This window comes from Vibrio genomosp. F10 str. ZF-129 (assembly GCF_000287055.2).
In the GTDB taxonomy this organism is placed as follows: Bacteria; Pseudomonadota; Gammaproteobacteria; order Enterobacterales; family Vibrionaceae; genus Vibrio.
In genome coordinates, this window is sequence record NZ_AJYQ02000010.1 from 64,808 (window position 1) to 90,439 (window position 25,632).

The following is a 25,632-nucleotide window of genomic DNA, read 5'->3' on the forward strand; positions in this document are numbered from 1 at the left end:
CACTTTTGTAGAAATTGGTACATTGCAATGGAACTCCTATGCCCAGCTGGAAATCTACCAGCACTCAAAACGGCCATCGATTGTGGTGCAGATGCGGTTTATATCGGCTTTAAGGATGACACCAACGCGCGTCATTTTGCTGGTCTTAACTTTACCGGGAAAAAACTTGATAAAGCCGTTCAATACGTGCACGACAAGGGCAAGAAAATTCATGTGGCGCTCAATACATTCGCTCATCCAAATGGTTTCGAGCGCTGGACGAAAGCAGTGGATCAAGCCGCCGACCTTGGAGTCGACGCTTTGATCATCGCGGATATCGCAGTATTAGAGTACGCAGCAAATACATACCCACATATGGAATTGCACCTTTCAGTCCAAGCTTCAGCCACCAACGTCGCAGCCATCGACTTTTACCACAAAAATTTCAATGTAAAACGCGTGGTACTGCCTCGTGTACTCTCCATCCATCAAGTGAAACAGCTGTCGCGTAATATCGACTCAGATGTCGATTTAGAAGTTTTCGCTTTCGGTAGCCTGTGCATTATGGCTGAAGGCCGTTGCTACCTTTCTTCATACATGACCGGTGAGTCGCCAAATACGGTTGGTGCATGCTCTCCTGCTAAATACGTCCGTTGGCAAGAAACGCATAGCGGGCTTGAGTCACGCCTCAATGAGATCCTCATTGATAAGTATGCGACGGGGGAAAACGCTGGATACCCTACGCTGTGTAAAGGTCGCTTTGAAGCGGAAATCGAAGGCGAACGTAAGCGCTACCATGCGTTAGAAGAACCGACTAGCCTAAATACTCTGTCTATGCTTCCTGAGTTATTTGCTGCCAATGTTGCTTCTGTGAAAATTGAAGGTCGTCAGCGTAGCCCAGCCTACGTAGAACAGGTAACCCGTACTTGGCGGGCAGCCATTGATCGCTACCTTGCAAACCCAGATTCCTATCAGGTGGAAGCGTCCTGGAATGCCGCCCTGGCTAACGTCTCTGAAGGGACACAGACCACGCTTGGTGCTTACCATCGCAAATGGCAATAAGGAAAAGTAATGGATAACTCAATGAAATACGCATTAGGCCCACTGCTTTATTTTTGGCCAAGGCAAGATGTGGAAAGCTTCTATCAACAAGCAAAAAATAGCGCTGCGGATATTATTTACCTGGGCGAAGCCGTCTGTTCAAAACGACGCGAAATGAAAGCGCACCACTGGCTAGATATCGCGAAAGAGCTGTCGGCATCGGGTAAACAAGTCGTCTTGTCCACAATGGCGTTGCTTGAGGCACCGAGTGAAGTCAGCATCATGAAAAAGTACATCGATAACGGTGACTTTGCCATTGAAGCGAATGATGTATCTGCGATTCAACTTGCCAGTGAAAGTAACGTACCGTTTGTGGTAGGCCCTGCGGTGAACACTTACAATGCACACACTTTAAACGTGTTCCTAAAACAAGGTATGACACGTTGGTGTATGCCGGTTGAGCTTTCACGAGAATGGTTATCTAACGTGATGATCCAATGTGACGATCTCAATATCCGTCATAAATTTGAAGTCGAAGTATTCAGTCATGGTTACCTTCCGCTCGCTTATTCCGCTCGTTGCTTTACCGCTCGTGCCGAGAATAAAGCCAAAGATGACTGTGACACCTGCTGTATAAAATACCCAACTGGTCTACAAGTTGACAGCCAAGAAGGTCAATCCGTATTTAACCTCAACGGCATTCAAACGCAATCCGGTTATTGCTACAACTTAATCAATGATTTACCCAATATGAAAGACTTGGTCGATGTTGTACGTTTAAGCCCGTTAGGAATCGACACGTTCTCTGAACTGACCAATTTCAAAGCCAACGAAAATGGTGACCAACCAATGAACATTACCGACCGTCAATGTAACGGTTACTGGCATCAACTGGCTGGGTTAGAGGTAAAAAACATCTAATTTAGGTTAAGGCATTAATGAGAAGGTCTAGATCACTAGACCTTTTTCGTATCGAAAACGTCACATCAACACTAAGCGGTAGCTGGGCTCAACGGTGTTGAATCTAGCTTCTTAATGTCTTTCATCAAAATCGCAATAACCACAACACTCAACGCAATATTTGAAAGAGGATAAGCCATCCAAATTCCTGGGACACCAAACAACTTAGGCATGATATACAAGAAAGGCAGTTGAATCAGCAAATTGCCCAACATCACAAACATCGCTTTACCTCCCTTGTTCACCGCTTGGTAATAAGCCCCGGTGACGACTAAAAATCCATCCAATGCTAACGCAAACAGATGTAATCGAATGCCTAACACTGTGTACTCGACAAGCTGAGAGTCCTGAGAGCTAAATACTGAAACAAACTCTCTAGGAAAAACATTCAGTAGAATGGCGAATACTATTCCAACCGACACTGAACTCACCATTGCGATCTTCAGAAGTTTACGAATGTTGCCTGGATGTTTAGCACCATAGTTATAGCTCACTAGCGGCTGCATACCATTGGCAATACCTTCGGCTGTAAGATAATAAACCGTAACGATGTAGCCCAGAATGGCATAAGCGCCAATCATCAACTGATTCCCATATTGCGCAAACAAAGCGTTATGCATTGCAACCATCATTGAGCCATAGGCATACATAAAGAAACTTGATGTGCCGATCGCAAAAATCTGTGGGATAACATCAAGTTTCAGTCTCAATTCATTCCAACATAAACGAAGGTTTGCTCGATGCGAGAAGAAGTAAGCCAAACCGAAGCCGGTAACAACACACTGGGCGATAGACGTTGCTACAGCGGCTCCCTTCAACTCCCAGCCGAGCCAAGCGATGAATAGGTAATCGAGAGCAATGTTAATCACAGCACCCACTACCATCAAAATCGTCGCCATATTAGGGCTATCATCATTGCGCAGCAGAAATGGCATCGCAATAGACCCAAGGGTAAAGATACTGCTACCTATCAATATATGTAAATACTGTAACCCAAGATCGTAAACCCGCCCTTCCGCGCCTTGCCAAAGCAAGAAGAGATCAGCAAACAGAAACAATATTCCAGCGACGAAAGGTGAAAGCACCAACAATAACGTTAACCCTGTTGCTAAAATATGTTTTGCACCTTGATTGTCTTTTTCTCCTTGGCGAATAGAAACAAGTGCGCCAGTACCAACGCCAACGAGCATTCCCAAGCCAAGAATAGTACCAATAACAGGCCAAGCGATATTGATACCCGCTAACCCATCAGCCCCAACATAGCGGCCAATAAAAATACCATCAACCACTTGATACAAGCCATTAACGAGCATCGCGGCTACGGTTGGAATCGTATAACGCCAAAATTGACGGTATATGCTGTTACTCATAATGACTTCTCTTAAATAACCTGACGACACACCATTTAATTATCTAGGCTAACTAAATGAGTAAAACTCTATTTGAGTGCGATTTTTAATAGTTGATTTAACTGATCCAATTGATCATCCGTGAGTTTTTTTTCTAACTCTCTCGCCATCACACCATAAACCCGACTCTCCTCTTTTAGAGCAACGGTCGCTTTTTCAGTCAACTCAACTCGCTTAGATCGCGCGTCTTCAGCGCAAGATTTCCTTTCTACGAGTCCTTTTCTTTCCAAACGCTTAACCATATTCGTCGCCGATGGTTTGCTTACTTGCATTTCATTGGCAAGATCCGTTAAACGAATCGCATCCTGCGAAACCTGAATCACTTTTAGGTAATCATATTCATTGAAGCTTAACTGATCTAAAGAGTCATTTTTAGATTGAACGCGCCACACCTTTGATGCAAACCGTTCGATTTTTTCAAGATTATCCCAAAGCATAACAGCACAACCCAATTTAATTAGCTAGACTAACTATTTTAATAGATCTTTGGTATAAAGCAACAGGTATAGGTATCTAGAAATATACATAAGGTAATAAAAAACCGCCTGTTATTGACGATCATTCTAATGATCGTCAATAACAAGCGGCCTTGTCAGTCTCTAGAGGTGTTGTTACTGCTCTTGCTGCTCAGTCAATGCTTGTTTCTTTGCTTGGGCAAGTTGATCGGCTTTTACTTGATTGTAAATACGGCTTAACTCTAAAAAGGAATAGCGATGCTCAACATACTCAAACACATTACCCGCTAAAGCCAGTTTGTACAGAGAGATAGCACTGGCAAAATCACCTTCCTGTTGGTAACGCTTCGCCATGTAGAAGTAAACTTCCGTTAAGCGTTGGGCAAGTAACGTATTATCTCTTGTGCCAACTAAAATGGCTTTAAATGCATTCTCTTCCGAGATGTCATTTAACGTCAGCCCAACAAGAACCCAACCCCACTCTTCTGTGCGCGCTTCATACCGAGTCATCAACGCGGTTTTTGCGGCTTCAAGATCCATTTCCGATTGAATGATATAGAGCCAAAGCGCCCCGAAAGGATCGCTAGGATCACGTTCAAAATGTGTCGACATCTCTTCGTAAGCAAGATCGATGCGTCCACCGTAATAAAGAGCAATAGCACGATTGCGTTCTGCATAAGCGTTATCTGGATCAAGCTCTAACGTTGAATCAAACGCTTCATAGGCAGCATCAAACTCACCAACTTGGGTAAAATAGACACCCAGTAAATTAAAAATATCGGGTTGAGCTGGGTTTAATGATAGTGATTGATTGAAATCCAATCGGGCTAAATCACGCAAACCAACGCTGTCATAGTAATTACCGCGTTCATAATGCATTTTTGCTCTAACTTCATCTTGCAGATCAGCACGTTGAAGTAATTGAGTTAAACGAGCAATTTGAACTTCTTGCTGAACACTTGCCTGTAATGGCACGGCCATTGGTGGATAGATCCACTGTTCTTGATCGGGTGTTGATGTCGAAGCACACCCCGCTGTGACCAACAAAAATGCACTTAATGTGGCGCTACGAAACCATTTCACAAATAGATACTCCTGTCGCCCAACATAAATTTGCTGGAAAATAAGATGAAAAAAAGGGAGCGATAAGGCTCCCTTTATAACATGCTTTATACTCAATAGGTCAAATTACCTATTTAAGAATAACGAATTACTCAGCGTCAGCAACTGGTGCTTCTTCTGCAGGCTTATCTGCCGCTTCTTTCATGCTTAGACGTACACGGCCTTGACGGTCAATTTCAAGTACTTTAACTTTCACTTCTTGACCTTCAGTTAGGTAATCAGACACTTTCTCGATGCGCTTATCAGCGATTTGAGAAATGTGTACTAGGCCATCTTTACCAGGAAGGATATTAACGAATGCACCGAAATCAGCCAAACGAGCAACTTTACCTGTGTAGATAGTACCTACTTCAACTTCAGCGGTCAGAGCTTTAATGCGGTTGATGGCATCTTCAGCTTGCTCACCCGAGGTTGCAGCAATTTTAACCGTACCGTCATCTTCAATTTCGATCGTTGTACCTGTCTCTTCACATAGAGAACGGATCACAGCGCCACCTTTACCAATCACATCACGGATCTTATCAGTGTTGATCTTCATTGTGTGGATGCGCGGAGCGAACTCTGAAATATCGTCACGAGCACCAGAGATAGCTTCATCCATAACAGTAAGGATGTGCTTACGCGCACCTTGTGCTTGATTAAGAGCGATCTGCATAATCTCTTTCGTGATACCTTCGATTTTAATGTCCATTTGAAGCGCAGTGATACCATCGTTAGTACCTGCTACTTTAAAGTCCATGTCACCTAGGTGATCTTCGTCGCCAAGGATGTCAGAAAGAACAACGAAGTCGTCACCTTCTTTAACCAGACCCATTGCGATACCCGCAACAGAAGCTTTAATTGGAACACCAGCATCCATAAGCGCTAGAGAAGTACCACATACAGAAGCCATTGAAGAAGAACCGTTAGATTCAGTGATTTCCGATACAACACGTACTGTGTATGGGAATTCTTCAATTGAAGGCATAACCGCTTGGATACCGCGCTTAGCCAGTTTACCGTGGCCGATTTCACGACGCTTTGGAGAACCAACAAAACCCGTCTCACCTACACAGTATGGAGGGAAGTTGTAGTGTAGAAGGAAGTGGTCTTTCTTCTCACCCATTAGGCTATCGATGATTTGAGCATCACGTTGTGTACCAAGCGTTGCTGTAACAAGTGCCTGAGTTTCACCACGAGTGAATAGAGAAGAACCGTGAGTACGTGGAAGAACACCAGTACGTACGTCTAGTGCGCGAACCATATCTTTTTCACGACCGTCGATACGTGGGTTACCCGCGATGATGCGGCTACGTACTACGTTTTTCTCTAGAGAACCCAACATGCCGCGGATTTCGCGCTCATCTAGGTTTTCGTCTTGCGCGAGAAGCGCTGCAACGGCTTCATTCTTAATGACGCCTACTTTCTCGTAACGCGCCATTTTTTCAGTAATTTGGTACGCTTCAGATAGACGTGCTTCAGCAAGTTCAGCAACTTGGGCTTTAAGCTCTGCGTTTACTTCTGGAGCAGTCCAATCCCAAGCTGGAGTCGCAACTTCAGCAGCAAATTCGTTGATCGCTTTGATGACAACTTGTTGTTGGTCGTGACCGTAAACAACAGCAGCAAGCATTTCTTCTTCTGATAGGTTATCAGCTTCAGATTCAACCATAAGTACCGCGCCTTCAGTACCAGACACAACGAGGTCTAGTTTAGAGTTTTCAAGCTCAGTGTTTGAAGGGTTAAGAACAAGTTGACCGTCGATGTGACCAACACGTGCAGCACCGATTGGACCATTAAATGGAACGCCAGCGATAGAAAGTGCAGCAGACGTTGCGATCATAGTGATCATGTCTGGGTTTACGTCAGGGTTGATAGAAACAACCGTCGCGATAACCTGAACTTCGTTTTTGAATGCACTTGGGAAAAGTGGACGAATTGGACGGTCAATCAGACGCGCTGTTAGTGTCTCAGCTTCTGAAGGACGACCTTCACGCTTGAAGAAGCCACCAGGGATTTTACCTGCAGCGTAAGTACGCTCTTGGTAGTTTACTGTTAGCGGGAAGAAATCTTGACCTGCAACCGCTTCTTTTTTAGCAACAACAGAAACGAATACGGATGTATCGTCCATAGTGGCCATTACAGCAGCAGTAGCTTGACGTGCGATAACGCCAGTTTCTAGCGTAACGGTGTGATTGCCGTATTGAAACGACTTTACAACTGGTTTTTCAAACATTATATATCCTTGATCTAAAGGGTAACTTTAGAATAAGTAAGTGACCGTTCAAGAGATTACCAATCGCGACTAGTGAAAAGAGACTAAGGATAACCAAACTATTAACCCAATCGCTTTTGAATAGTCGCGACCAATAGGCCGACATCTGTGACTGTAATTCTTGAACAAATTTATGTGCCTAGTGCAAGAGCATGATAGGCGAGGCGTAGTATAAACTATATGAGCGGTGTTTTGCTATGATCGGTTACTTTGTCCTAAAAAAAAGCATGGTTTTACTGAATTTTAGGCAACAAAAAAGGGGCATATAGCCCCTTTCTAAACAAACTTTCTATGCAGCTACTAATTAGCGACGTAGACCTTGACGTTTGATTAGATCTTGGTAACGAGCTAGGTCTTTGCCTTTCAAGTAATCAAGAAGTTTACGACGGCTAGATACCATGCGTAGAAGACCACGACGGCTGTGGTGATCGCCTTTGTGAGCTTTAAAGTGACCTTGAAGGTGGTTGATAGAAGCAGTAAGTAGTGCTACTTGTACTTCTGGTGAACCAGTGTCGCCTTCAGATTGTGCGTATTCTGCAACGATTGCTGCTTTAGTTTCTGCATTCAGAGACATAATGCTCTCCTAATAAGAGTAGGTTTATAGTTGTAGCAGCCAATCTCTGATTCAGCCACTACGCGAAGCGCGGATTATAGGGGAATCTAGATACTATGGCAACTGAATATAACAACGGAATACCTTCCCTTGCCCACTCTATCGATTAAAGAGTATTTGCGCTCAATTTTTTCATGTTAAACTTAGGCTTAACACCTTTAAATAAATCATTAGGATCACACATGAAAATCGGCATCATTGGCGCTATGGAACAAGAAGTTACCATCCTTAAGCAGGCAATATCTAACTGTAAAGAAGTCAGTAAAGCGGGCTGCAACTTCTTCTCGGGTGAGCTTAACGGTGTTGATGTCGTGCTTTTACAGTCGGGCATTGGTAAAGTCGCTGCCGCTATTGGTACCACCATTTTACTTGATGAATATCAGCCAGACGTTGTCATCAATACCGGCTCTGCGGGTGGTTTTGACTCTACTCTCAATTTAGGCGATGTCGTCATCTCTACTGAAGTTCGTCATCACGATGCTGATGTGACCGCTTTTGGCTACGAAATTGGTCAAATGGCGGGACAGCCTGCTGCCTTTCTTGCCGATTCAAATCTAATGGACATTGCAGAAAGAGCACTGGCACAAATGGAAGACAAACACGCAGTTCGAGGCCTAATTTGTACTGGTGATGCCTTTGTTTGTAGCGCAGAGCGTCAAGCGTTTATTCGCACACATTTCCCGACGGTTATTGCGGTCGAAATGGAAGCCTCTGCCATTGCTCAGACTTGTCATCAGTTTAATGTTCCTTTTGTTGTGGTTCGTGCTATTTCTGATGTTGCCGATAAAGAGTCTCCAATGAGTTTTGAAGAGTTCCTACCTCTTGCAGCACAAAGCTCTTCAGAGATGGTGATAAAAATGGTTCAACTGCTTAAATAGTTAACGACGGATATCATGGAAGAGATTTTTAGTCAGTTCTATTCAAATGGAGTGCTCCTCGTCATGTGGGGAGCCTTATTATTTCATCTGCTTATCCCAATTCCTAGAAGCGCTCACCCTACGACACTGTGGCATAAGTTTGCAGAGCAACTCGCTGAAAAAGTAAACGTCAATAATCACTACTCACAGAGTTTGATTTCCGGCACGCTTGCTTGGTTACTAATGGTCATCCCAACGATTCTCGTGCTGTGGGCGCTAAAACCATTGGTGTGGCAACCTCAGTTATTTGAATTGGCTTTACTGCTACTTGCCCTAGATTGGCGCAGCAATGAAGTCCTTGCAAATGGGCTGACTAAGGCACTCGCTCATGACGATAAATCGACGGCTAGATCCTTGCTTTCCCCGGTACTCAACCGAGACACAAGTCGCTTGTCAGCTTTAGGGCTTGGTAAAGCTGGGGCTGAAACCATCATTATGGGTTATGGGCGAAATGTGGTGTGTGTACTTTTTTGGTACGCAATCGGCGGTGGAAGCGGCGCTTTAATCTATCGACTATCGGCGGAACTGGCGAGAGCGTGGTCTCCTTCTCGTTCCGAATTCTCCCCTTTTGGCCTAGCGGTAACCCGAGCTGTCGCACTCTTAGACTTTATCCCTTTACGACTGTTTGCACTGTTTGTTGTGTGTGGAAATAAAGCCGTTTACACCTTTAAAGCTATGCTGACTCAAAGCTCGTCTTGGCCGTCACCTGGCCCTGCTTGGTTGCTCACTGCCGTCGGTAACAAACTGGAGCTTTCTCTAGGTGGCCCTGCCATTTATGAAAATCGCAAAAGTGTACGAGTCAAAATAGGTGGCCGTATTGCTCCCTCGGCGATTCATTTATCACAAATACAAACGCTCGTTGCGTGGCGTGTTTTCGCATGGACACTCATTCAAAGCGTGATTCTTTTCCTTTTATACCAAGGCGTTTAGATGTTTCGTTTCACCTCGATAGTCCCACTGCTTATAACGACTTCTGTTGTCTCCGCTCCGGTAGAAAGAGTCATAGCGCTCGCGCCTCATGCGACAGAAATTGCCTTTGCAGCAGGGCTTGGCGATAAGCTCATCGCGGTGAGTGCCATGAGCGACTACCCAGAACAAGCTCAATCCCTTGAAAAAGTCGCCAACTATCAAGGCATGAAACTCGAGCGGATTATTGCCCTTCAACCGGATCTCATTATTGCTTGGCCATCAGGCAACCCAAAGAAAGAACTCGAGATGCTTCGTCAATTTGGTTTCACTATCTATGATTCACACACCAAGACGCTCAGTGACATTGCAGACAATATCGACGATCTCAGTGAGTTTAGCGATAACCCGAAATTGGGTCGAGCCCAAGCAAAAGCGTTTAGAGATCAACTTGCGGCCCTATCACAACGTTACGATGTAAAAGACCCAGTGAGTTATTTTTATCAGCTCAATGAAAAGCCAATTATTACTGTTGCTCAAGGGCATTGGCCAAGTGAAGTTTTCTCTTTTTGTGGCGGAGTGAATGTCTTTGAACACAGTGCAACTTCATACCCGCAGGTGGGTATAGAACAAGTGGTGGTTGCACAGCCAGAAGCGCTGTTTTTATCTGAACACGCCCTTAGCGATGGAAGCATGTGGCACCCTTGGAAAGACCAACTCTCTGCGATAGAGAATAATGCCATGTGGACACTCAACTCAGACTTTATCAACCGACCAACCCCAAGAACCCTCGGTGCAGTTAAGCAAGTGTGTGAACACTTACAATCCATTCGCGAAAAACGCTAACGCTTTAGTAGAGAATTTCGTACAATTTCCGCCTAAATGTTCCCACTATTAAATGAGTAATCTGTCTCATGGATTCCATGCTGCTCTATCTATTTGATCTTTTTGGCACGGCCATTTTTGCTATATCAGGTGTTCTTCTCGCTGGCCGACTAAAAATGGACCCGTTTGGTGTGGTCGTATTGGGAAGTGTCACCGCGATTGGCGGGGGGACGATTCGTGACATGGCGCTCGGTGCTACGCCTGTTTTTTGGATTACAGACACCACTTATCTGTGGGTCATTTTTATTACCTGCCTTGTCACTATGCTTATTGTACGTCGGCCAAAACGAGTCGCCTGGTGGATACTCCCGGTATGTGATGCAATTGGTTTGGGCGTTTTTGTCGGCATTGGTGTGGAAAAATCGTTGATATATCAAGACTCTGCTATGGTTGCCGTCATCATGGGGGTCATTACCGGCTGCGGTGGAGGCATCATTCGAGATATGCTCGCACGCGAAGTTCCAATGGTCTTGCGTAGCGAAGTCTATGCTACTGCGTGTATTGTGGGTGGTATTTTTCATACCGTCGGGCTGTCTATGGGCTACGACTCTACAACGGCCTTTCTCGCAGGCTTAATCTCTACGCTAGCCATTCGTTTAGGCGCAATTCGTTGGCACTTATCTTTGCCTACTTTCGCATTAGGCAAGTAAAACACATCTCGATAAATATCTTTCAGAGTATAAAAAGACGGTATTAACACACAATGGCTACCGTCATTGTCGTTGTCTTAATTGAGTCTACTAAATTACAAGCCCGCTCAAATGAGCGGGCTTGACCGATATAACCTAAGTTAGATTATGCTTCGTTTGCTTTTACTTGTGCGTGTAGCTCTTGCACTGAAGTAACCGACGTTTTTGCATCTGCTGTATGAGCCATACAGGTTGCAAATGCCGCATTTAACGTTGTTGTGTAGTTCACTTTCTCCGCTAATGCACCACGACGAAGGACTTTCGAATCTTCAATCGCTTGACGACCAGCTGCTGTGTTCACAATGTAGGTGTATTCATTGTTCTTGATACGGTCAAGAATATGAGGACGACCTTCGTGTACTTTATTCACTAGGCGTGGGTTAATACCCGCTTCGCCAAGAATAACCGCCGTACCGTGAGTCGCATCTAACTGATAACCCAACTTAGTTAGCTTAGAAGCTAGATCAACAACACGCTCTTTATCGCCTTCACGTACAGAAAGAAGTGCACGTCCACCTTCAGGGTAAATGTTACCACAACCCAGTTCAGCTTTAGAGTATGCTTCTGCAAATGTCGCACCCACGCCCATCACTTCACCAGTAGAGCGCATTTCTGGGCCTAACAGTGGGTCAACACCAGGGAACTTGTTGAATGGAAGTACAACTTCTTTCACTGAGTAGTAAGGTGGGATGATTTCTTTCGTAAAGCCTTGAGACTCTAGAGATTGACCCGCCATTACACGAGCGGCAATCTTAGCGATAGGCGCGCCAGTTGCTTTAGATACGAATGGAACCGTACGTGCTGCACGAGGGTTAACCTCGATTAGATACACTTCATTGTTCTTCACAGCGAACTGAGTATTCATTAGGCCACGAACACCGAGCTCAAATGCCAACTTTTCAACTTGCTCGCGCATGACATCTTGGATTTCTTCGCTAAGCGTGTATGCAGGCAAAGAACATGCTGAGTCACCAGAGTGAACGCCCGCTTGTTCGATGTGCTCCATAATACCGCCGATAACAACGCGCTCACCATCACAAATCGCATCTACATCCACTTCAACAGCGTCATCTAGGAAGCTATCAAGCAGTACTGGAGATTCGTTTGAAACGCTGACCGCTTCGTTGAAGTAGCGACGTAGATCTTGCTCGTCGTAGACGATTTCCATCGCACGACCACCAAGTACATAAGAAGGACGAACAACTAATGGGAATCCGATTTCACGAGATTTCTCTACCGCTTGCTCCATTGTTGTTACGGTTGCGTTTTGTGGTTGAAGTAGGCCTAGACGGTCAACAGCAACTTGGAAACGCTCACGGTCTTCTGCACGGTCAATAGCGTCTGGGCTAGTACCGATAATAGGAACACCGGCAGCTTCAAGCTCACGAGCTAGTTTAAGTGGAGTTTGACCACCGTATTGAACAATAACGCCTTTAGGCTTTTCAACACGTACGATGGCAAGTACATCTTCCAGAGTTACCGGTTCAAAGTACAAGCGGTCAGACGTATCGTAGTCTGTAGAAACCGTCTCAGGGTTACAGTTAACCATGATAGTTTCGTAGCCATCTTCACGTAGCGCTAGTGATGCGTGTACACAACAGTAGTCAAATTCAATACCTTGGCCGATACGGTTTGGACCGCCACCTAAGATCATGATTTTTTCTTTGTCTGTAGGGTTTGCTTCACACTCTTCATCGTAAGATGAGTACATGTAAGCCGTATCAGAAGAGAACTCAGCCGCACACGTATCTACACGCTTGTACACTGGGTGAATATCGTATTGGTCACGCAGACGACGAATTTCACTTTCAGCAACCCCTAAAATCTTAGATAGGCGTGCATCAGCAAAACCTTTACGCTTAAGCTTGTTCAATACATCTTTATTTAAACCAGCAAAACCGTTCGCTTTAACTTGCTGTTCAAGTAGAACAATGTCTTCAATTTGAACCAAGAACCAGCGGTCGATTTGCGTTAGGTTGAATACGCCATCTACCGACATGCCAGCACGGAATGCGTCAGCGATGTACCAAATTCGGTCTGAACCTGCTTCTTTAAGCTCATGACGAATCGTTGTTAGCGCATCGGGTGCATCTAGATCAACCATTTCATCGAAGCCTGTCGCGCCAACTTCTAGACCGCGAAGTGCTTTCTGTAAAGATTCTTGTTGGTTACGGCCGATAGCCATCACTTCCCCAACCGACTTCATTTGCGTCGTTAGACGGTCGTTAGCCCCTGCAAATTTCTCGAAGTTAAAACGAGGAATCTTAGTCACTACGTAGTCGATTGTTGGTTCGAATGATGCTGGCGTTGCGCCGCCAGTGATGTCGTTCATTAGCTCGTCTAGCGTGAAGCCAACAGCCAGTTTCGCTGCAATCTTAGCGATTGGGAAACCCGTAGCTTTAGATGCTAGAGCAGAAGAGCGAGATACACGTGGGTTCATCTCGATGATAACCATACGGCCATCTTTCGGGTTGATACCAAACTGTACGTTTGAACCACCTGTTTCAACACCAATCTCACGCAGAACAGCTAGAGATGCGTTACGCATTAATTGGTATTCTTTGTCTGTCAGCGTTTGCGCTGGAGCCACGGTGATTGAGTCACCCGTGTGAATACCCATTGGGTCGAAGTTTTCAATCGCACATACGATGATACAGTTATCGTTTTTATCGCGAACCACTTCCATCTCGTACTCTTTCCAACCGATAAGAGACTCATCGATTAGAAGCTCGTTGGTTGGAGATAAGTCCAAACCACGACGACAGATTTCTTCGAATTCTTCTTTGTTATAAGCGATACCACCGCCAGTACCACCCATTGTAAATGACGGACGAATGATACAAGGGAAGCCAACCATTTCTTGAACTTTGTACGCTTCTTCCATGGTTTTCGCAGTATCGGCCACTGGACACTCAAGGCCAATTGCTTTCATTGCTTTATCAAAGCGAGAACGGTCTTCGGCTTTATCGATAGCGTCAGCCGTTGCACCAATCATTTCTACGCCGAATTCTTTAAGAACGCCGTATTTTTCAAGATCAAGCGCGCAGTTCAATGCAGTTTGACCACCCATAGTAGGTAGAACTGCATCTGGCTTTTCTTTTGCGATGATATTACGAACAACTTCCCATTGAATAGGTTCAATGTAAGTTGCGTCCGCCATATCTGGGTCAGTCATGATGGTTGCAGGGTTCGAGTTAACAAGAATAACTCGGTAACCTTCTTCACGAAGCGCTTTACAAGCTTGAGCACCAGAGTAATCAAACTCACAGGCTTGACCGATAACAATCGGACCAGCACCTAGAATTAGAATACTTTTAATGTCAGTACGTTTTGGCATTGTCTACTACTCCGAATTAAGCGGTGTGCTGTTTAATTAAATCAATAAAGTGGTCGAATAACGGCGCTGCGTCTTCTGGACCAGGACTTGCTTCAGGGTGACCCTGGAAGCTAAACGCTGGTTTATCTGTACGATGGATGCCCTGTAGAGAACCATCAAACAGTGATTTGTGCGTCGCGCGCAGAGTCTCTGGAAGGGTTTCTTCGTCAGCAGCAAAGCCGTGGTTTTGCGAAGTAATCATCACAACATCACGATCTAAATCTTTAACTGGGTGATTGGCACCATGATGACCAAACTTCATTTTCACCGTTTGCGCACCGGATGCTAACGCTAGGATTTGGTGTCCTAAACAGATGCCAAAAATTGGCAAACCTTTATCTAGAAATACCTTTGTCGCTTCAATAGCGTAGTCACACGGAGCCGGGTCACCTGGGCCGTTTGAAAGGAATACGCCATCAGGGTTTAACGCTAGCACTTCTTCAGCAGAGGTTTGAGCCGGTACAACCGTTAAGCGGCAGCCTCGGTCGACAAGCATGCGCAAGATGTTTCGTTTTGCTCCAAAATCGTAGGCAACAACGTGGTATGGCAATTCGCTGTCGTCTTTCGCTTCAGGAAGGCCACCCGTAAGCGTCCACGAACCTTGTTTCCATTGATACGCTTCTTTTGTTGTAACCTCTTTCGCAAGATCCATACCTTTTAAACCAGGAAACTCTTTTGCTTTAACCAATGCTAATGCTTCATCAATATTGCTGCCAGCAACAATACATCCGTTCTGAGCGCCTTTTTCACGCAAAATACGCGTTAGTTTGCGAGTATCGATCTCAGCAATGCCAACAATATTTTGCGATTTAAGGTAATCAGAAAGAGAACGTTCGTTGCGGAAATTAGAAGCTAAAAGAGGGAGGTCGCGAATGACGAGGCCTTGAGCATGAATCGCTGAGGATTCTTCGTCTTCGGAATTGGTTCCGGTGTTACCAATATGAGGATAAGTAAGAGTGACAATTTGTTGAGAATAGGAAGGATCAGTGAGGATTTCTTGGTACCCCGTCATCGAGGTGTTAAAAACGACTTCACCAACAGCGGAACCATCTGCGCCGATTGATTCACCGTGGAATACTGTCCCATCTTCTAGGACTAGCAGTGCTGACTTAATCAAGGCAACCTCCAGAATAAAAATGCATTAAAAACGAATTAATTTGCAATTCTACCTTCCTTTTAGCTGAAAATCAGCGTTTTTATGGAAATTAGACAAATTGGCGGTATTCTAATTATGGTTGTGATACGTGTCAAGTTTTACTATAAACAAATTACTACTTTACTAGGGTAGTAGCACTTTTCTCATTAAAGCGGTTAAAAAAACAAGTTTGGAAGCAAGTCATCTCAATAAATCACTCCAAATATAGAAATACTCATCATAAATATAGCAGAGCACCCAAGAAGGCGTGGATTTAAAAAAGCAAACGTTCAACAACACAAGATAACCTATATTTTTAGGTGACTCAGGGAGAAAAACAAGTGAGACACTCAAAACGAATAGAGAAAACAGGTAAAACAAGGAGAATTTAAGTGATATGCCGAATGATTTATTGATGCGATGAGTTATGCGTTGAAATTCATCAACGCATAACTATTTACTTTACAGTTCGTTCAAACCCAGTACATCCACCATGGTATAAAAACCCGCTGGTTTACTATTTAACCAAACCGCGGCTTTAATTGCACCATTCGCAAACGTCATGCGATCAGTCGCTTTATGGGTAATCTCTACACGCTCACCTATGTCTGCAAACATAGCGGTATGCTCACCAATAATGTCACCAGCTCGAATGGTCGCAAAGCCGATTTCATCTTTTGTTCTCTCGCCCGTAATACCTTCGCGAGCATAAACGGCAACATCGCTGAGTTCATTGCCCATCGCTCCTGCAATGGCTTCACCCATTCCGATGGCAGTACCAGAAGGTGCATCCACCTTATGGCGGTGATGCGCTTCAACGATTTCTACATCGCAATAATCACCCATGACTTTAGCGGCTTTTTCTAACAATTTAAAAACAAGGTTAACCCCGACGCTATAGTTGGGCGCCATAACAATGGCAATCTCTTTTGCTGCCTCATCAATCTGTTTCTTTTCATCTTCAGAGAAACCCGTCGTGCCGATGATGATTTTTTTACCGTATTTTTTACATAGCTCAATGTTAGCTAGAGTATTCACTGGAGCGGTAAAATCGACAATCACATCATACTCATCAACCGATTTTTCAAGACTGTCTACAATGGAAATATCAAATTTCCCTTTACCGCAGAGTTCACCAATATCGATACCGACAAGCGAAGATTCTGGACGTTCAGATCCAGAGGCAACCTTTGCATCTTGATTATTATACGTTGCTTTTACTAGGTTCCTTCCCATGCGGCCAGCGGCACCAGCTATTGCTACTCTTACCATTAAATATTTCTCCCTCTGTTGTCAGGCATCTAACCTATGATCCATTGTATTTGATCGAACTCACACTAAACTATCAACAAACACCAAATTTGACTAGCACTTAGGCAAACTCTTTTATGACCTTTTCTAGTGTGGGTAGGTTTGCTTCTGGAAAACGATAGGCGTTCAGTTCTGAGATCCCCACCCACTTTCCTAGCTGTCCTTCTTTTCCATAAGGCTCACCATTAAAGTCAGTGATCGTAATAAAGTCGAACTTGAGCGATTTTTCAGGGTAATCATATTCAACATAATGAAACGGTGCCTGCTTAGTCACTAAGATACCTATCTCTTCATGTAACTCTCGTATCATCGCCTGATCGATCGACTCATCTTGTTCAACCTTCCCTCCAGGAAACTCCCAAAAACCGCCTTTATGCAGATGTTCAGGTCGTTGGGTAATGTATATTTTTGACTTATCAGTGTTAAAAATGATAGCCGCAACAATATGAATTCTTTTCATTTAAAACTCGTTATGTTCTACGTATTTCTTTGTATTTAGGTTAAAGCACAGTATTTAGTTAAAAAAAGAGCCGCTAATGCGACTCGATTTAATTAGGTATTCATTTAAGCTATTTTGCCGTGGCACTGCTTATATTTCTTACCGCTACCACACGGACAAGGTTCGTTACGTCCAACCTTTCTCTCATCACGAACAACAGGCTGGTGACCTTCTTCGTGTTCTGAGCTTTCATCCGCTAGCTGATTTTCTGCACTTGCGTGTTGAGCTTGGGCTCTGCGTGCCGCTTCTTCCGCTTGTGCACGACGTTGAGCTTCCATTCTTTCAACTTCTTCTTGCTGCTGTACTCGCACCTTTGACAAAATCGTAATCACGTCAAATTTTAATGACTCGAGCATCCCTTCAAATAGCTCGAACGATTCACGCTTATACTCTTGTTTCGGGTTCTTTTGAGCGTAACCTCGAAGGTGAATACCTTGTCTAAGGTGATCCATCGCAGCTAGGTGCTCTTTCCAAAGCGTGTCGAGTGTTTGCAACATGACTGATTTTTCGAAGTTGCGCAGTACGCTTGCACCGACTACTTCTTCTTTCGACTTATACACTTCAACGGCGTAAGCCAGTAGCTTGTCACGCAACGCTTCTTCGTACAGCTTGTCGTCTTCATCAAGCCATGTTTGAATCGAAGCCTCTAGATCAAAATCATTTTTTAAGCGTTCTTCAAGGCCTGATACATCCCACATATCTTCTAAAGACTGAGGTGGGATGTACTCATCAATAATAGAGGTTAGGACGTCGTTGCGGTTGTGTTCGAGCATTTCGCTGATATCATCTGCACTCATTAACTCATCACGAAGTTCGTAAACCACTTTTCGCTGATCATTGGCAACATCATCGTACTCAAGCAATTGTTTACGAATATCGAAGTTGCGACCTTCAACTTTGCGCTGTGCTTTTTCAATAGAACGAGAAAGCATACGACTTTCAATCGCTTCACCTTCGTCCATACCACTTTGAATTAGACCTGCCATACGATCAGAGGTAAAGATACGTAACAACGAATCTTCCATCGATAGATAAAAACGAGATGAACCCGCATCACCTTGGCGGCCAGAACGTCCACGAAGTTGATTATCGATACGACGAGACTCATGACGCTCAGTACCTATAATATGAAGGCCACCTGAAGCTAGAACTTCATCATGCACTACTTTCCATGCACTCTTTATTTCTTGGATTTGTTCCTCTGTCGGGTTAGACAGTTGCTCAACTTTAGCCTGCCAACTTCCACCAAGTACAATATCCGTACCACGACCTGCCATGTTGGTTGCGATAGTTACCGCGCTTGGCATACCAGCACTTGCTACAATTTCAGCTTCTTTTTCATGGAACTTCGCGTTCAGGACATTATGTTTAATTTTGGCTTTTTTAAGCGCATTAGAAAGCAATTCTGATTTTTCAATCGAGACAGTACCAACCAGTGAAGGCTGACCGTTAGCCACTCTTTCTTTAATGTCTTCAATGATAGCATTGAATTTATCTGCTTCAGTACGATAAACAACATCGGGCATATCATTACGAATCATTGGTTTATTGGTTGGAACAACCACTGTTTCTAAACCATAGATAGACTGAAATTCAAATGCTTCGGTGTCTGCCGTTCCTGTCATTCCAGACAGCTTTTCATACAGACGGAAAAAATTCTGGAATGTAATAGAGGCTAATGTTTGGTTTTCATTTTGAATTTTCACACCTTCTTTTGCTTCAACAGCTTGGTGTAAACCTTCAGACCAGCGACGCCCTGGCATAGTACGGCCAGTATGTTCATCAACAATAACGACTTCGCCGTCTTCATTAACGATGTAATCAACATTTTTCTCAAACAACACGTGTGCACGAAGTGCGGCATTCACATGATGCAATAAACTGATGTTAGTCGGTGAATAGAGGGTATCCCCTTCTTCCATTAGTCCATTTTCCAACATGAGCTCTTCAACGAACTCTTGCCCAGTTTCAGTCAGATATACCTGCTTCGATTTTTCATCTAGGGTGTAATGCCCATCACCACGGTACTCTTCCGAATCTTCTTTTTCTTGACGCTGAAGTTCAGGAATCAGAGTGTTAATCTTAGCGTAAAGCTCAGAGCTATCTTCCGCTGGACCAGAAATGATAAGGGGTGTACGCGCTTCATCAATTAAAATCGAATCGACTTCATCGACAACCGCAAAGAATCTTGCTCGTTGCACTCGGTCTTCATCACGGAAGGCCATATTATCGCGTAAATAGTCAAAGCCGAACTCGTTATTGGTTCCATACAAAATATCCGCTAGGTAAGATTCTTTCTTCTCTTGAGGAGGCATATTAGGAACATTAGTGCCAACCGTCATGCCTAAGAATTCAAACAGTGGACGGTTTGTTTCTGCATCACGTCGAGCCAGATAATCATTCACCGTGACGACATGAACACCCTTGCCAGGCAAGGCATTAAGATAAGCAGGTAGAGTCGCGGTGAGTGTTTTACCTTCACCGGTACGCATCTCGGCAATTTTCCCTTCATTTAGGACCATGCCACCAAGGAGCTGAACGTCGAAGTGACGCATACCATAAACACGCTTCGATGCTTCACGGACCGTTGCAAATGCTTCAGGAAGTAAGTTATCTAACGACTCACCTTTTTCTAGGCGTTGACGAAATTCAACCGTCTTTGCTTTCAATTCTTCATCGGTAAGAGCTTCAAAAGTCGGCTCATAATTATTTATTTCTTTTACGATCTTTTTTAGACGACGCAAGGTTCGGTCATTGCGACTGCCAAAAACCTTCGTCATTAGATTAGTTATCATTTGCTATGAATCTCTCTAAATTTAGATCGAATGCGATCTACTCTAAATGCCTTCAGTCTTAACCAGTTTTAAACTAAGAATACTGAGATAAATCATGTATCACTGATATTGTGATGAGGCGTTAACATTTCAAGGCGATAGTTATAATTTGTGCCGATAGTGTAAGGAATTTTATCACTAACAACCAATAGGTGCGTCATTTGTTTGAAGCGCACTTAATTTTTTTTGAAAATTGGTTATCTATTGTGCCCATTTAACGCTATTACCTAGCTTCTAGATGCACTAAAATGAAATCAATACAACGCTTGGAACTGCTATGAGAGATCACCGCCCAACCTTAACTCAAGAGCTACTGTCTGAATCAAAGCTCAACCAGATCCAGCAACACGCTAAAGAAATTTTGATTATTAATAGCGAACTTCAAAAATTTCTACCTGCCAATGTGGTTAAACATTGCCGTGCAGCCAATGTTCGAGGAAGCCATTTGCTCATTGAAGTCGCAAGCGCTTCGATCAAAATGAAGCTTGATTATGACCGCTTAACCATTTTGAATCACTTACGCGCGGTGGGCTTTGCTCGTTTAATTTCGTTGGAAGTAAAAATCAACCCTAGCCTCTATCGAAAGACCGATTTGGCGAAAGAAAAAGACATCCGTATAAAACGCCCGCCTATTTCCAAAAGTGCAGCACAGGCATTAATGGTCGTTGCTGAAATGGCGCCACAGAAAATACGAGATCGTTTGGAGCGTATCGCTCAATTGGCAGATAAAGAAAAGTAGACAAAAAGAAGGAATAGGAAATAAGTCTGCGCAAGCAGCAACAATATCCTGCTCGACGTTTTAACTATCTAATAATTTGCGTTAACAATATTGGAAGTTAAAAAAACCAGACTTATCAGTCTGGTTTTTTTTATAATCTAAGCAATAACGAAACTAGGGTCCGCAAACGCTACTGGAGAGCCAGCCGCCTCTTCAAACGTCGCCCATTCCCATGCTTCTTGATCGGCAAGAACCGCTCTTAAAAGTTGGTTATTCAAACCATGGCCTGATTTATAAGCTCGGAATTCACCGATAATGGCGTGTCCGCACATGTATAAATCACCAATTGCGTCGAGGACTTTATGGGTCACAAACTCGTTAGCAAAACGAAGGCCTTCTTCATTAAGAATACGGTATTCGTCAAGTACGATAGCACAATCAAAGCTACCGCCTAAACACAGATTCTGCGATTGAAGATACTCAATATCACGCATAAAACCGAAGGTACGAGCACGAGAGATGTCTTTGATAAACCCTTGAGAAGAGAAATCAAACTGCAATCGTTGTTCATCGATCTCTATTGCAGGGTGATCGAATTCAATCTCGAAATCCATACGGAAGCCATTAAACGGAACAAACTCTGCCCACTTATCTCCATCTTCAAAACGTACTGGTTTTTTAATACGAATAAAGCGTTTTGGTGAGTTTAGAGTTTCAATACCGGCCTGCTGTAATAAGAATACAAATGGGCTCGCACTGCCATCCATAATCGGAATTTCAGGTGCATCAACTTCAACGATTACGTTATCAATCCCCATACCTGCAAGCGCCGCATTGAGGTGCTCTACCGTCGAGATTCTGACACCGTCTTCATTAACTAAAGCAGTACAAAGCATGGTATCTCTTACTGACTCAGGGTCAGCAGGGAAATCGACAGGAGGATTGACATCGGTACGACGATAAATAATACCGGTGTTTGCAGCAGCAGGGCGAAGAGTAAGTGTGACTTTACGACCAGAGTGGAGTCCCACACCAGTTGTTTTCACTATCTCTTTCAATGTACGTTGTCTAATCATCTACTACCCTTAATAAACTTGCTACATATATCGGTCTGCTGTGACACAGACCGGGCATGCTAACATAATTTTGAACACTGTCAAATTACGTACAGTTATTAATCAGCTTGACGACGTAAAAATGCCGGAATATCTAAATATGCATTTTCTTTCTCAGGCTTAGGCGCTGTTGCTGCTTGTCCTGAGTTTGACGTTGTCGGTGTCGTTGCTGTTTGAGCGGCAACTTGAGGTTTTTCTTGCAAAGGCTGTGCCGCCTTTTCCTCAGTTTTCGCTGGTGCTGAAGTTTGTGGCTGAGTAACCGGAGCTACTTTCGCTTTACCGCCAGCAACCAATGTAATATCAGGTTTCTTCTCTGTGCCGATACCAGTAGCAACCACTGTCACTCGGATTTCATCAGTCATGTCTGGATCAAGAGAAGTACCAATCACAACCGTTGCATTATCAGAGGCGAATGCTTTAACAGTGTTACCCACTGTCTCAAACTCATCTAAGCGCATATCTAGACCCGCTGTAATGTTAACAAGAACACCACGCGCACCCGCTAAATCAATGTCTTCCAATAATGGACTGGAAATGGCGGTTTCAGCCGCTTCTTCAGCACGGTCTTCACCTCTTGAAACACCACTGCCCATCATTGCATGACCCATTTCTGACATCACTGTTCGTACATCGGCAAAATCGACGTTAATCATGCCTGGGCGAGTGATCAGCTCGGCAATACCTTGAACCGCATTTTTCAGTACATCGTTAGCACTGCCAAACGCTTCTAGCAAAGTCACGCCGCGTCCAAGAACTTTAAGCAACTTCTCATTAGGGATCGTAATTAATGAGTCAACATGCTTAGATAGCTCTTCAATACCCTGTTCAGCAAAGGCTAAACGTTTTTTACCTTCAAAGCTGAATGGCTTAGTGACAACAGCAACGGTCAATACACCTAATTCTTTTGCTACTTCAGCGATAACTGGCGCAGCACCTGTTCCAGTACCACCGCCCATTCCAGCGGCTATAAATACCATATCGGCACCGCTCAGAACTTCTTTAATTCTTTCTCGATCTTCCAATGCTGCATCTCGGCCAACCTGAGGGTTAGCGCCTGCACCAAGACCTTTAGTGATATCACCACCAATCTGAATAACGCTGTTAACACTCGTTTTACGAAGTGCTTGTGCATCCGTGTTGACACTGATGAATTCTACGCCTTCAATAGACTCACGCACCATGTGTTCAACGGCATTACCACCACCGCCACCAACTCCAACGACTTTGATTACGGCATCGTCAGACATTTCCATCATCGGTTCAAACATTTGTTATCTCCGTTTTTCCTGCTATTCAGGTTAAAACTCTTTTTGTATCCAATTACGTAAACGACCCATTAAACTCGACATTGATTGGCGTTTAGGTTCGCTGTATTCAATGTCATCGCTTATTTGACTGTCTTTTGCGTAATGAAGTAAACCAACAGCCGTAGAATGATACGGCTCTTTTACATAATCTGTTAAGCCACTCACTTCCAGTGGCTTACCAACACGAACTTGATTGCGGAATACTCGTTCCGCACATTCTACCAATCCTTCAATCTGTGCTGCACCTCCAGTGAGGACAACTCCAGCGGCAAGGTGATGCTTTATGCCATCTTCTCGCAGCTTTGACTGAACAGTATCAATAGTTTGATTAACTAGGCCCATCAGTTCGGTATAGCGCGGCTCTATGACTTCAGACAAGGTCTGTCTTTGTAAGCTTCGAGATGGACGCCCACCAACACTTGGAACATTAACTGTATCATCTTTACTGACTAGCTCACTCAGTGCGCAGCCGTATTTTACTTTTATTTCTTCTGCGTCACTCACGGGTGTCCCAAAAGCAAAAGCGATATCACTGGTGACGGCATTACCTGCGTATGAGAAGACTTCAGTATGACGTAACGCACCGCCCGTCCAGATAGAGACATCCATAGTACCAGCGCCAATATCTACGACACAAACACCGAGTTCACGTTCGTCTTCAGTGATAACAGCATTACTCGACGCTAAGCCTGAATAAACAAGCTGCTCGACAACCAACCCACAACGCTCGACCGCTTTAACCAGGTTTTTAGCCATATCATTGTGGCTAGAGATCAAATGGACGCTCACTTCCATTCGCACACCGGAAAGCCCAAGTGGATTTTTGATTCCCTCTTGGTAATCAATGGTAAACTCTTGCGGTATTACGTGAAGAATTCTAAGTTCATCACCTATTTTAATCGATTTTGCCGTATGAATAGCCCGGTCCATATCTTCTTGAGTCACTTCCTCTTCAGATATTGTTCCCATGCCTTTTTCGATACGACTAGCAATGTGACGTCCAGATAACGATAAAAATACATTCTTAATTTGGCACTCTGCCATCAGTTCAGCTTGATCGATTGCTCGTTGTACTGACTTAACAACAGACTCTAAATCATTAACGCCACCTTTATCCATACCACGGGATGGGCTTGTGCCTGCTCCGATGATATTGATCTGACCATCTGGTAGCACCTCACCAACTAATGCTGATATGGTCGCTGTACCTATATCTAGACCAACAATTAAATTGTCATCAACAACCTTAGTCATCCGTACTCTCTTGTGCTAAATCCGGTTCAGGGAACCAACCAACGGCAGCTCCGGTATCATATCTAAGGTCGATGTAGCTGACTCGCTCAGCGTCATTTCCTAAATTCTTATACAGAGAAATAAAACGAGCAATACGCTCGTTCATTGATTCTTTACCTAATTCTAAACGCATACCGTTATCTAGAATTATTTGCCAAGCTCTTCGGTCATTCAAAACTAATGATTGAATATTTAGACCTAGCGCTTGAAACAGTGGTGCGATGTCGCGCCAAGTCGTTAAAACATATTCATTACTGCCAGCCGGACCATAAAGTTTGACTCGGTCTCCAACTAACTGGCCAATGTCGCCATTGAATACGCGACCTTTAGTATTGAGTAAGGTACTTCCATTCCATATCGCTTCAGCCTGATGTTCGGTCAAAAAAACCTTTATCGTATCAGGCCACTGCTTACGAATGGATACCTGAGAAACCCAAGGGATAGACTGTACTGTCTCTTGCAAAGACTCGATATCTTGAGACATAAACGTACCGATATGTTCAAGTCTAGCAAAAGAGTGTTGCACATCGCGAGGGGTCACGTACTCTAATTCCCCTTGCACCACTATCTTTGACAGCGGAAGCCTTTGATCATCCCACATCCAAGACAATGTTGAATAAAGCAATGTACTAATGAGCCAAACCACAGCCAACAAAAAAAGACTACCCGCAGCGTGCCTTTGAGCTAATGGCAGATACGTAACACGACGGCCTTCACTTAAATGAGTCTTAATCAAAGTCCGTAGTCCTTAGCTTGGCCAGCAAACTGTCTCTATTCTACCCAACAATAGAGGTAAAGCATTCACTTTAACCTTGGG

At 44.1% G+C, this 25,632-nt stretch carries 21 protein-coding genes; 7 read left to right on the top strand and 14 right to left on the bottom strand.

Annotated features, from left to right (window positions below):
• Window positions 1-27: 27 nt before the first annotated feature.
• Both ubiU and A1QO_RS01580 read left to right on the top strand, forming a co-directional pair.
• On the top strand, window positions 28-1,041 hold the full coding sequence (gene ubiU, locus A1QO_RS01575; protein WP_017035492.1) for a ubiquinone anaerobic biosynthesis protein UbiU: 1,014 nt from the start codon (window positions 28-30) through the stop codon (window positions 1,039-1,041).
• A gap of 21 nt (window positions 1,042-1,062) precedes the next feature.
• Window positions 1,063-1,941, top strand: coding sequence for a U32 family peptidase (locus A1QO_RS01580; RefSeq protein ID WP_026026579.1), 879 nt, complete (start codon window positions 1,063-1,065; stop codon window positions 1,939-1,941).
• Between the two features lie 71 nt (window positions 1,942-2,012).
• On the opposite strand, the gene A1QO_RS01585 is transcribed toward A1QO_RS01580, so the two are convergent.
• From A1QO_RS01585 to rpsO, 5 genes are all read right to left on the bottom strand, one after another.
• Entirely contained in the window at window positions 2,013-3,350 is a 1,338-nt protein-coding gene (locus tag A1QO_RS01585) for an MATE family efflux transporter (RefSeq protein WP_017041425.1), read from the bottom strand.
• 68 nt (window positions 3,351-3,418) lie between these two features.
• Entirely contained in the window at window positions 3,419-3,826 is a 408-nt protein-coding gene (locus A1QO_RS01590; protein ID WP_017035495.1) for a MarR family winged helix-turn-helix transcriptional regulator, read from the bottom strand.
• 174 nt (window positions 3,827-4,000) lie between these two features.
• Window positions 4,001-4,927: a lipoprotein NlpI gene (nlpI, locus tag A1QO_RS01595; protein WP_017039569.1), complete on the bottom strand. Its 927-nt coding sequence runs from the start codon at window positions 4,925-4,927 to the stop codon at window positions 4,001-4,003.
• Window positions 4,928-5,054: 127 nt separating this feature from the next.
• Window positions 5,055-7,178: a polyribonucleotide nucleotidyltransferase gene (gene pnp, locus A1QO_RS01600; RefSeq protein WP_017037734.1), complete on the bottom strand. Its 2,124-nt coding sequence runs from the start codon at window positions 7,176-7,178 to the stop codon at window positions 5,055-5,057.
• Window positions 7,179-7,521: 343 nt separating this feature from the next.
• Window positions 7,522-7,791: a 30S ribosomal protein S15 gene (gene rpsO, locus A1QO_RS01605; RefSeq protein WP_017035498.1), complete on the bottom strand. Its 270-nt coding sequence runs from the start codon at window positions 7,789-7,791 to the stop codon at window positions 7,522-7,524.
• A 221-nt stretch (window positions 7,792-8,012) separates the two neighbouring features.
• Between rpsO and mtnN the strand changes: the two genes are divergently transcribed.
• From mtnN to A1QO_RS01625, 4 genes are all read left to right on the top strand, one after another.
• Window positions 8,013-8,708, top strand: coding sequence for a 5'-methylthioadenosine/S-adenosylhomocysteine nucleosidase (gene mtnN, locus A1QO_RS01610; RefSeq protein ID WP_026026580.1), 696 nt, complete (start codon window positions 8,013-8,015; stop codon window positions 8,706-8,708).
• Between the two features lie 15 nt (window positions 8,709-8,723).
• A complete protein-coding gene (locus A1QO_RS01615) occupies window positions 8,724-9,677 on the top strand; it encodes a cobalamin biosynthesis family protein (RefSeq protein WP_026026581.1) in 954 nt (317 codons plus the stop codon).
• Window positions 9,678-10,499, top strand: coding sequence for a cobalamin-binding protein (locus tag A1QO_RS01620; RefSeq protein ID WP_017041426.1), 822 nt, complete (start codon window positions 9,678-9,680; stop codon window positions 10,497-10,499).
• Between the two features lie 68 nt (window positions 10,500-10,567).
• Complete coding sequence (locus tag A1QO_RS01625; protein ID WP_017035502.1) at window positions 10,568-11,188, top strand: TRIC cation channel family protein; 621 nt, start codon at window positions 10,568-10,570, stop codon at window positions 11,186-11,188.
• A 145-nt stretch (window positions 11,189-11,333) separates the two neighbouring features.
• Here A1QO_RS01625 and carB read toward each other — a convergent pair whose 3' ends face one another.
• From carB to secA, 5 genes are all read right to left on the bottom strand, one after another.
• Window positions 11,334-14,564, bottom strand: a complete 3,231-nt coding sequence (carB, locus tag A1QO_RS01630; RefSeq protein WP_017037737.1) for a carbamoyl-phosphate synthase large subunit — start codon at window positions 14,562-14,564, stop codon at window positions 11,334-11,336.
• A 16-nt stretch (window positions 14,565-14,580) separates the two neighbouring features.
• Window positions 14,581-15,720 carry a glutamine-hydrolyzing carbamoyl-phosphate synthase small subunit gene (carA, locus tag A1QO_RS01635; protein WP_017037738.1) on the bottom strand — a complete coding sequence of 380 codons (1,140 nt, stop codon included), beginning with the start codon at window positions 15,718-15,720 and terminating at the stop codon, window positions 14,581-14,583.
• Between the two features lie 480 nt (window positions 15,721-16,200).
• Window positions 16,201-17,010 carry a 4-hydroxy-tetrahydrodipicolinate reductase gene (gene dapB, locus A1QO_RS01640; protein ID WP_017035505.1) on the bottom strand — a complete coding sequence of 270 codons (810 nt, stop codon included), beginning with the start codon at window positions 17,008-17,010 and terminating at the stop codon, window positions 16,201-16,203.
• A gap of 100 nt (window positions 17,011-17,110) precedes the next feature.
• Window positions 17,111-17,509: an 8-oxo-dGTP diphosphatase MutT gene (mutT, locus tag A1QO_RS01645; protein ID WP_017035506.1), complete on the bottom strand. Its 399-nt coding sequence runs from the start codon at window positions 17,507-17,509 to the stop codon at window positions 17,111-17,113.
• Between the two features lie 104 nt (window positions 17,510-17,613).
• Window positions 17,614-20,343 (bottom strand): preprotein translocase subunit SecA, encoded by a 2,730-nt coding sequence (gene secA / locus A1QO_RS01650; RefSeq protein WP_026026582.1) that lies wholly within the window; start codon window positions 20,341-20,343, stop codon window positions 17,614-17,616.
• Window positions 20,344-20,659: 316 nt separating this feature from the next.
• Between secA and A1QO_RS01655 the strand changes: the two genes are divergently transcribed.
• Window positions 20,660-21,121 carry a DUF721 domain-containing protein gene (locus A1QO_RS01655; RefSeq protein ID WP_017035508.1) on the top strand — a complete coding sequence of 154 codons (462 nt, stop codon included), beginning with the start codon at window positions 20,660-20,662 and terminating at the stop codon, window positions 21,119-21,121.
• 137 nt (window positions 21,122-21,258) lie between these two features.
• Here A1QO_RS01655 and lpxC read toward each other — a convergent pair whose 3' ends face one another.
• From lpxC to A1QO_RS01675, 4 genes are all read right to left on the bottom strand, one after another.
• On the bottom strand, window positions 21,259-22,176 hold the full coding sequence (gene lpxC / locus A1QO_RS01660; protein WP_017037740.1) for a UDP-3-O-acyl-N-acetylglucosamine deacetylase: 918 nt from the start codon (window positions 22,174-22,176) through the stop codon (window positions 21,259-21,261).
• 98 nt (window positions 22,177-22,274) lie between these two features.
• Complete coding sequence (gene ftsZ / locus A1QO_RS01665; RefSeq protein ID WP_017035510.1) at window positions 22,275-23,483, bottom strand: cell division protein FtsZ; 1,209 nt, start codon at window positions 23,481-23,483, stop codon at window positions 22,275-22,277.
• A 30-nt stretch (window positions 23,484-23,513) separates the two neighbouring features.
• Window positions 23,514-24,776, bottom strand: coding sequence for a cell division protein FtsA (gene ftsA / locus A1QO_RS01670; protein ID WP_017035511.1), 1,263 nt, complete (start codon window positions 24,774-24,776; stop codon window positions 23,514-23,516).
• Complete coding sequence (locus A1QO_RS01675; protein WP_017035512.1) at window positions 24,769-25,551, bottom strand: cell division protein FtsQ/DivIB; 783 nt, start codon at window positions 25,549-25,551, stop codon at window positions 24,769-24,771. Before A1QO_RS01675 ends, ftsA begins: the two co-directional genes overlap by 8 nt.
• Window positions 25,552-25,632: the final 81 nt, after the last annotated feature.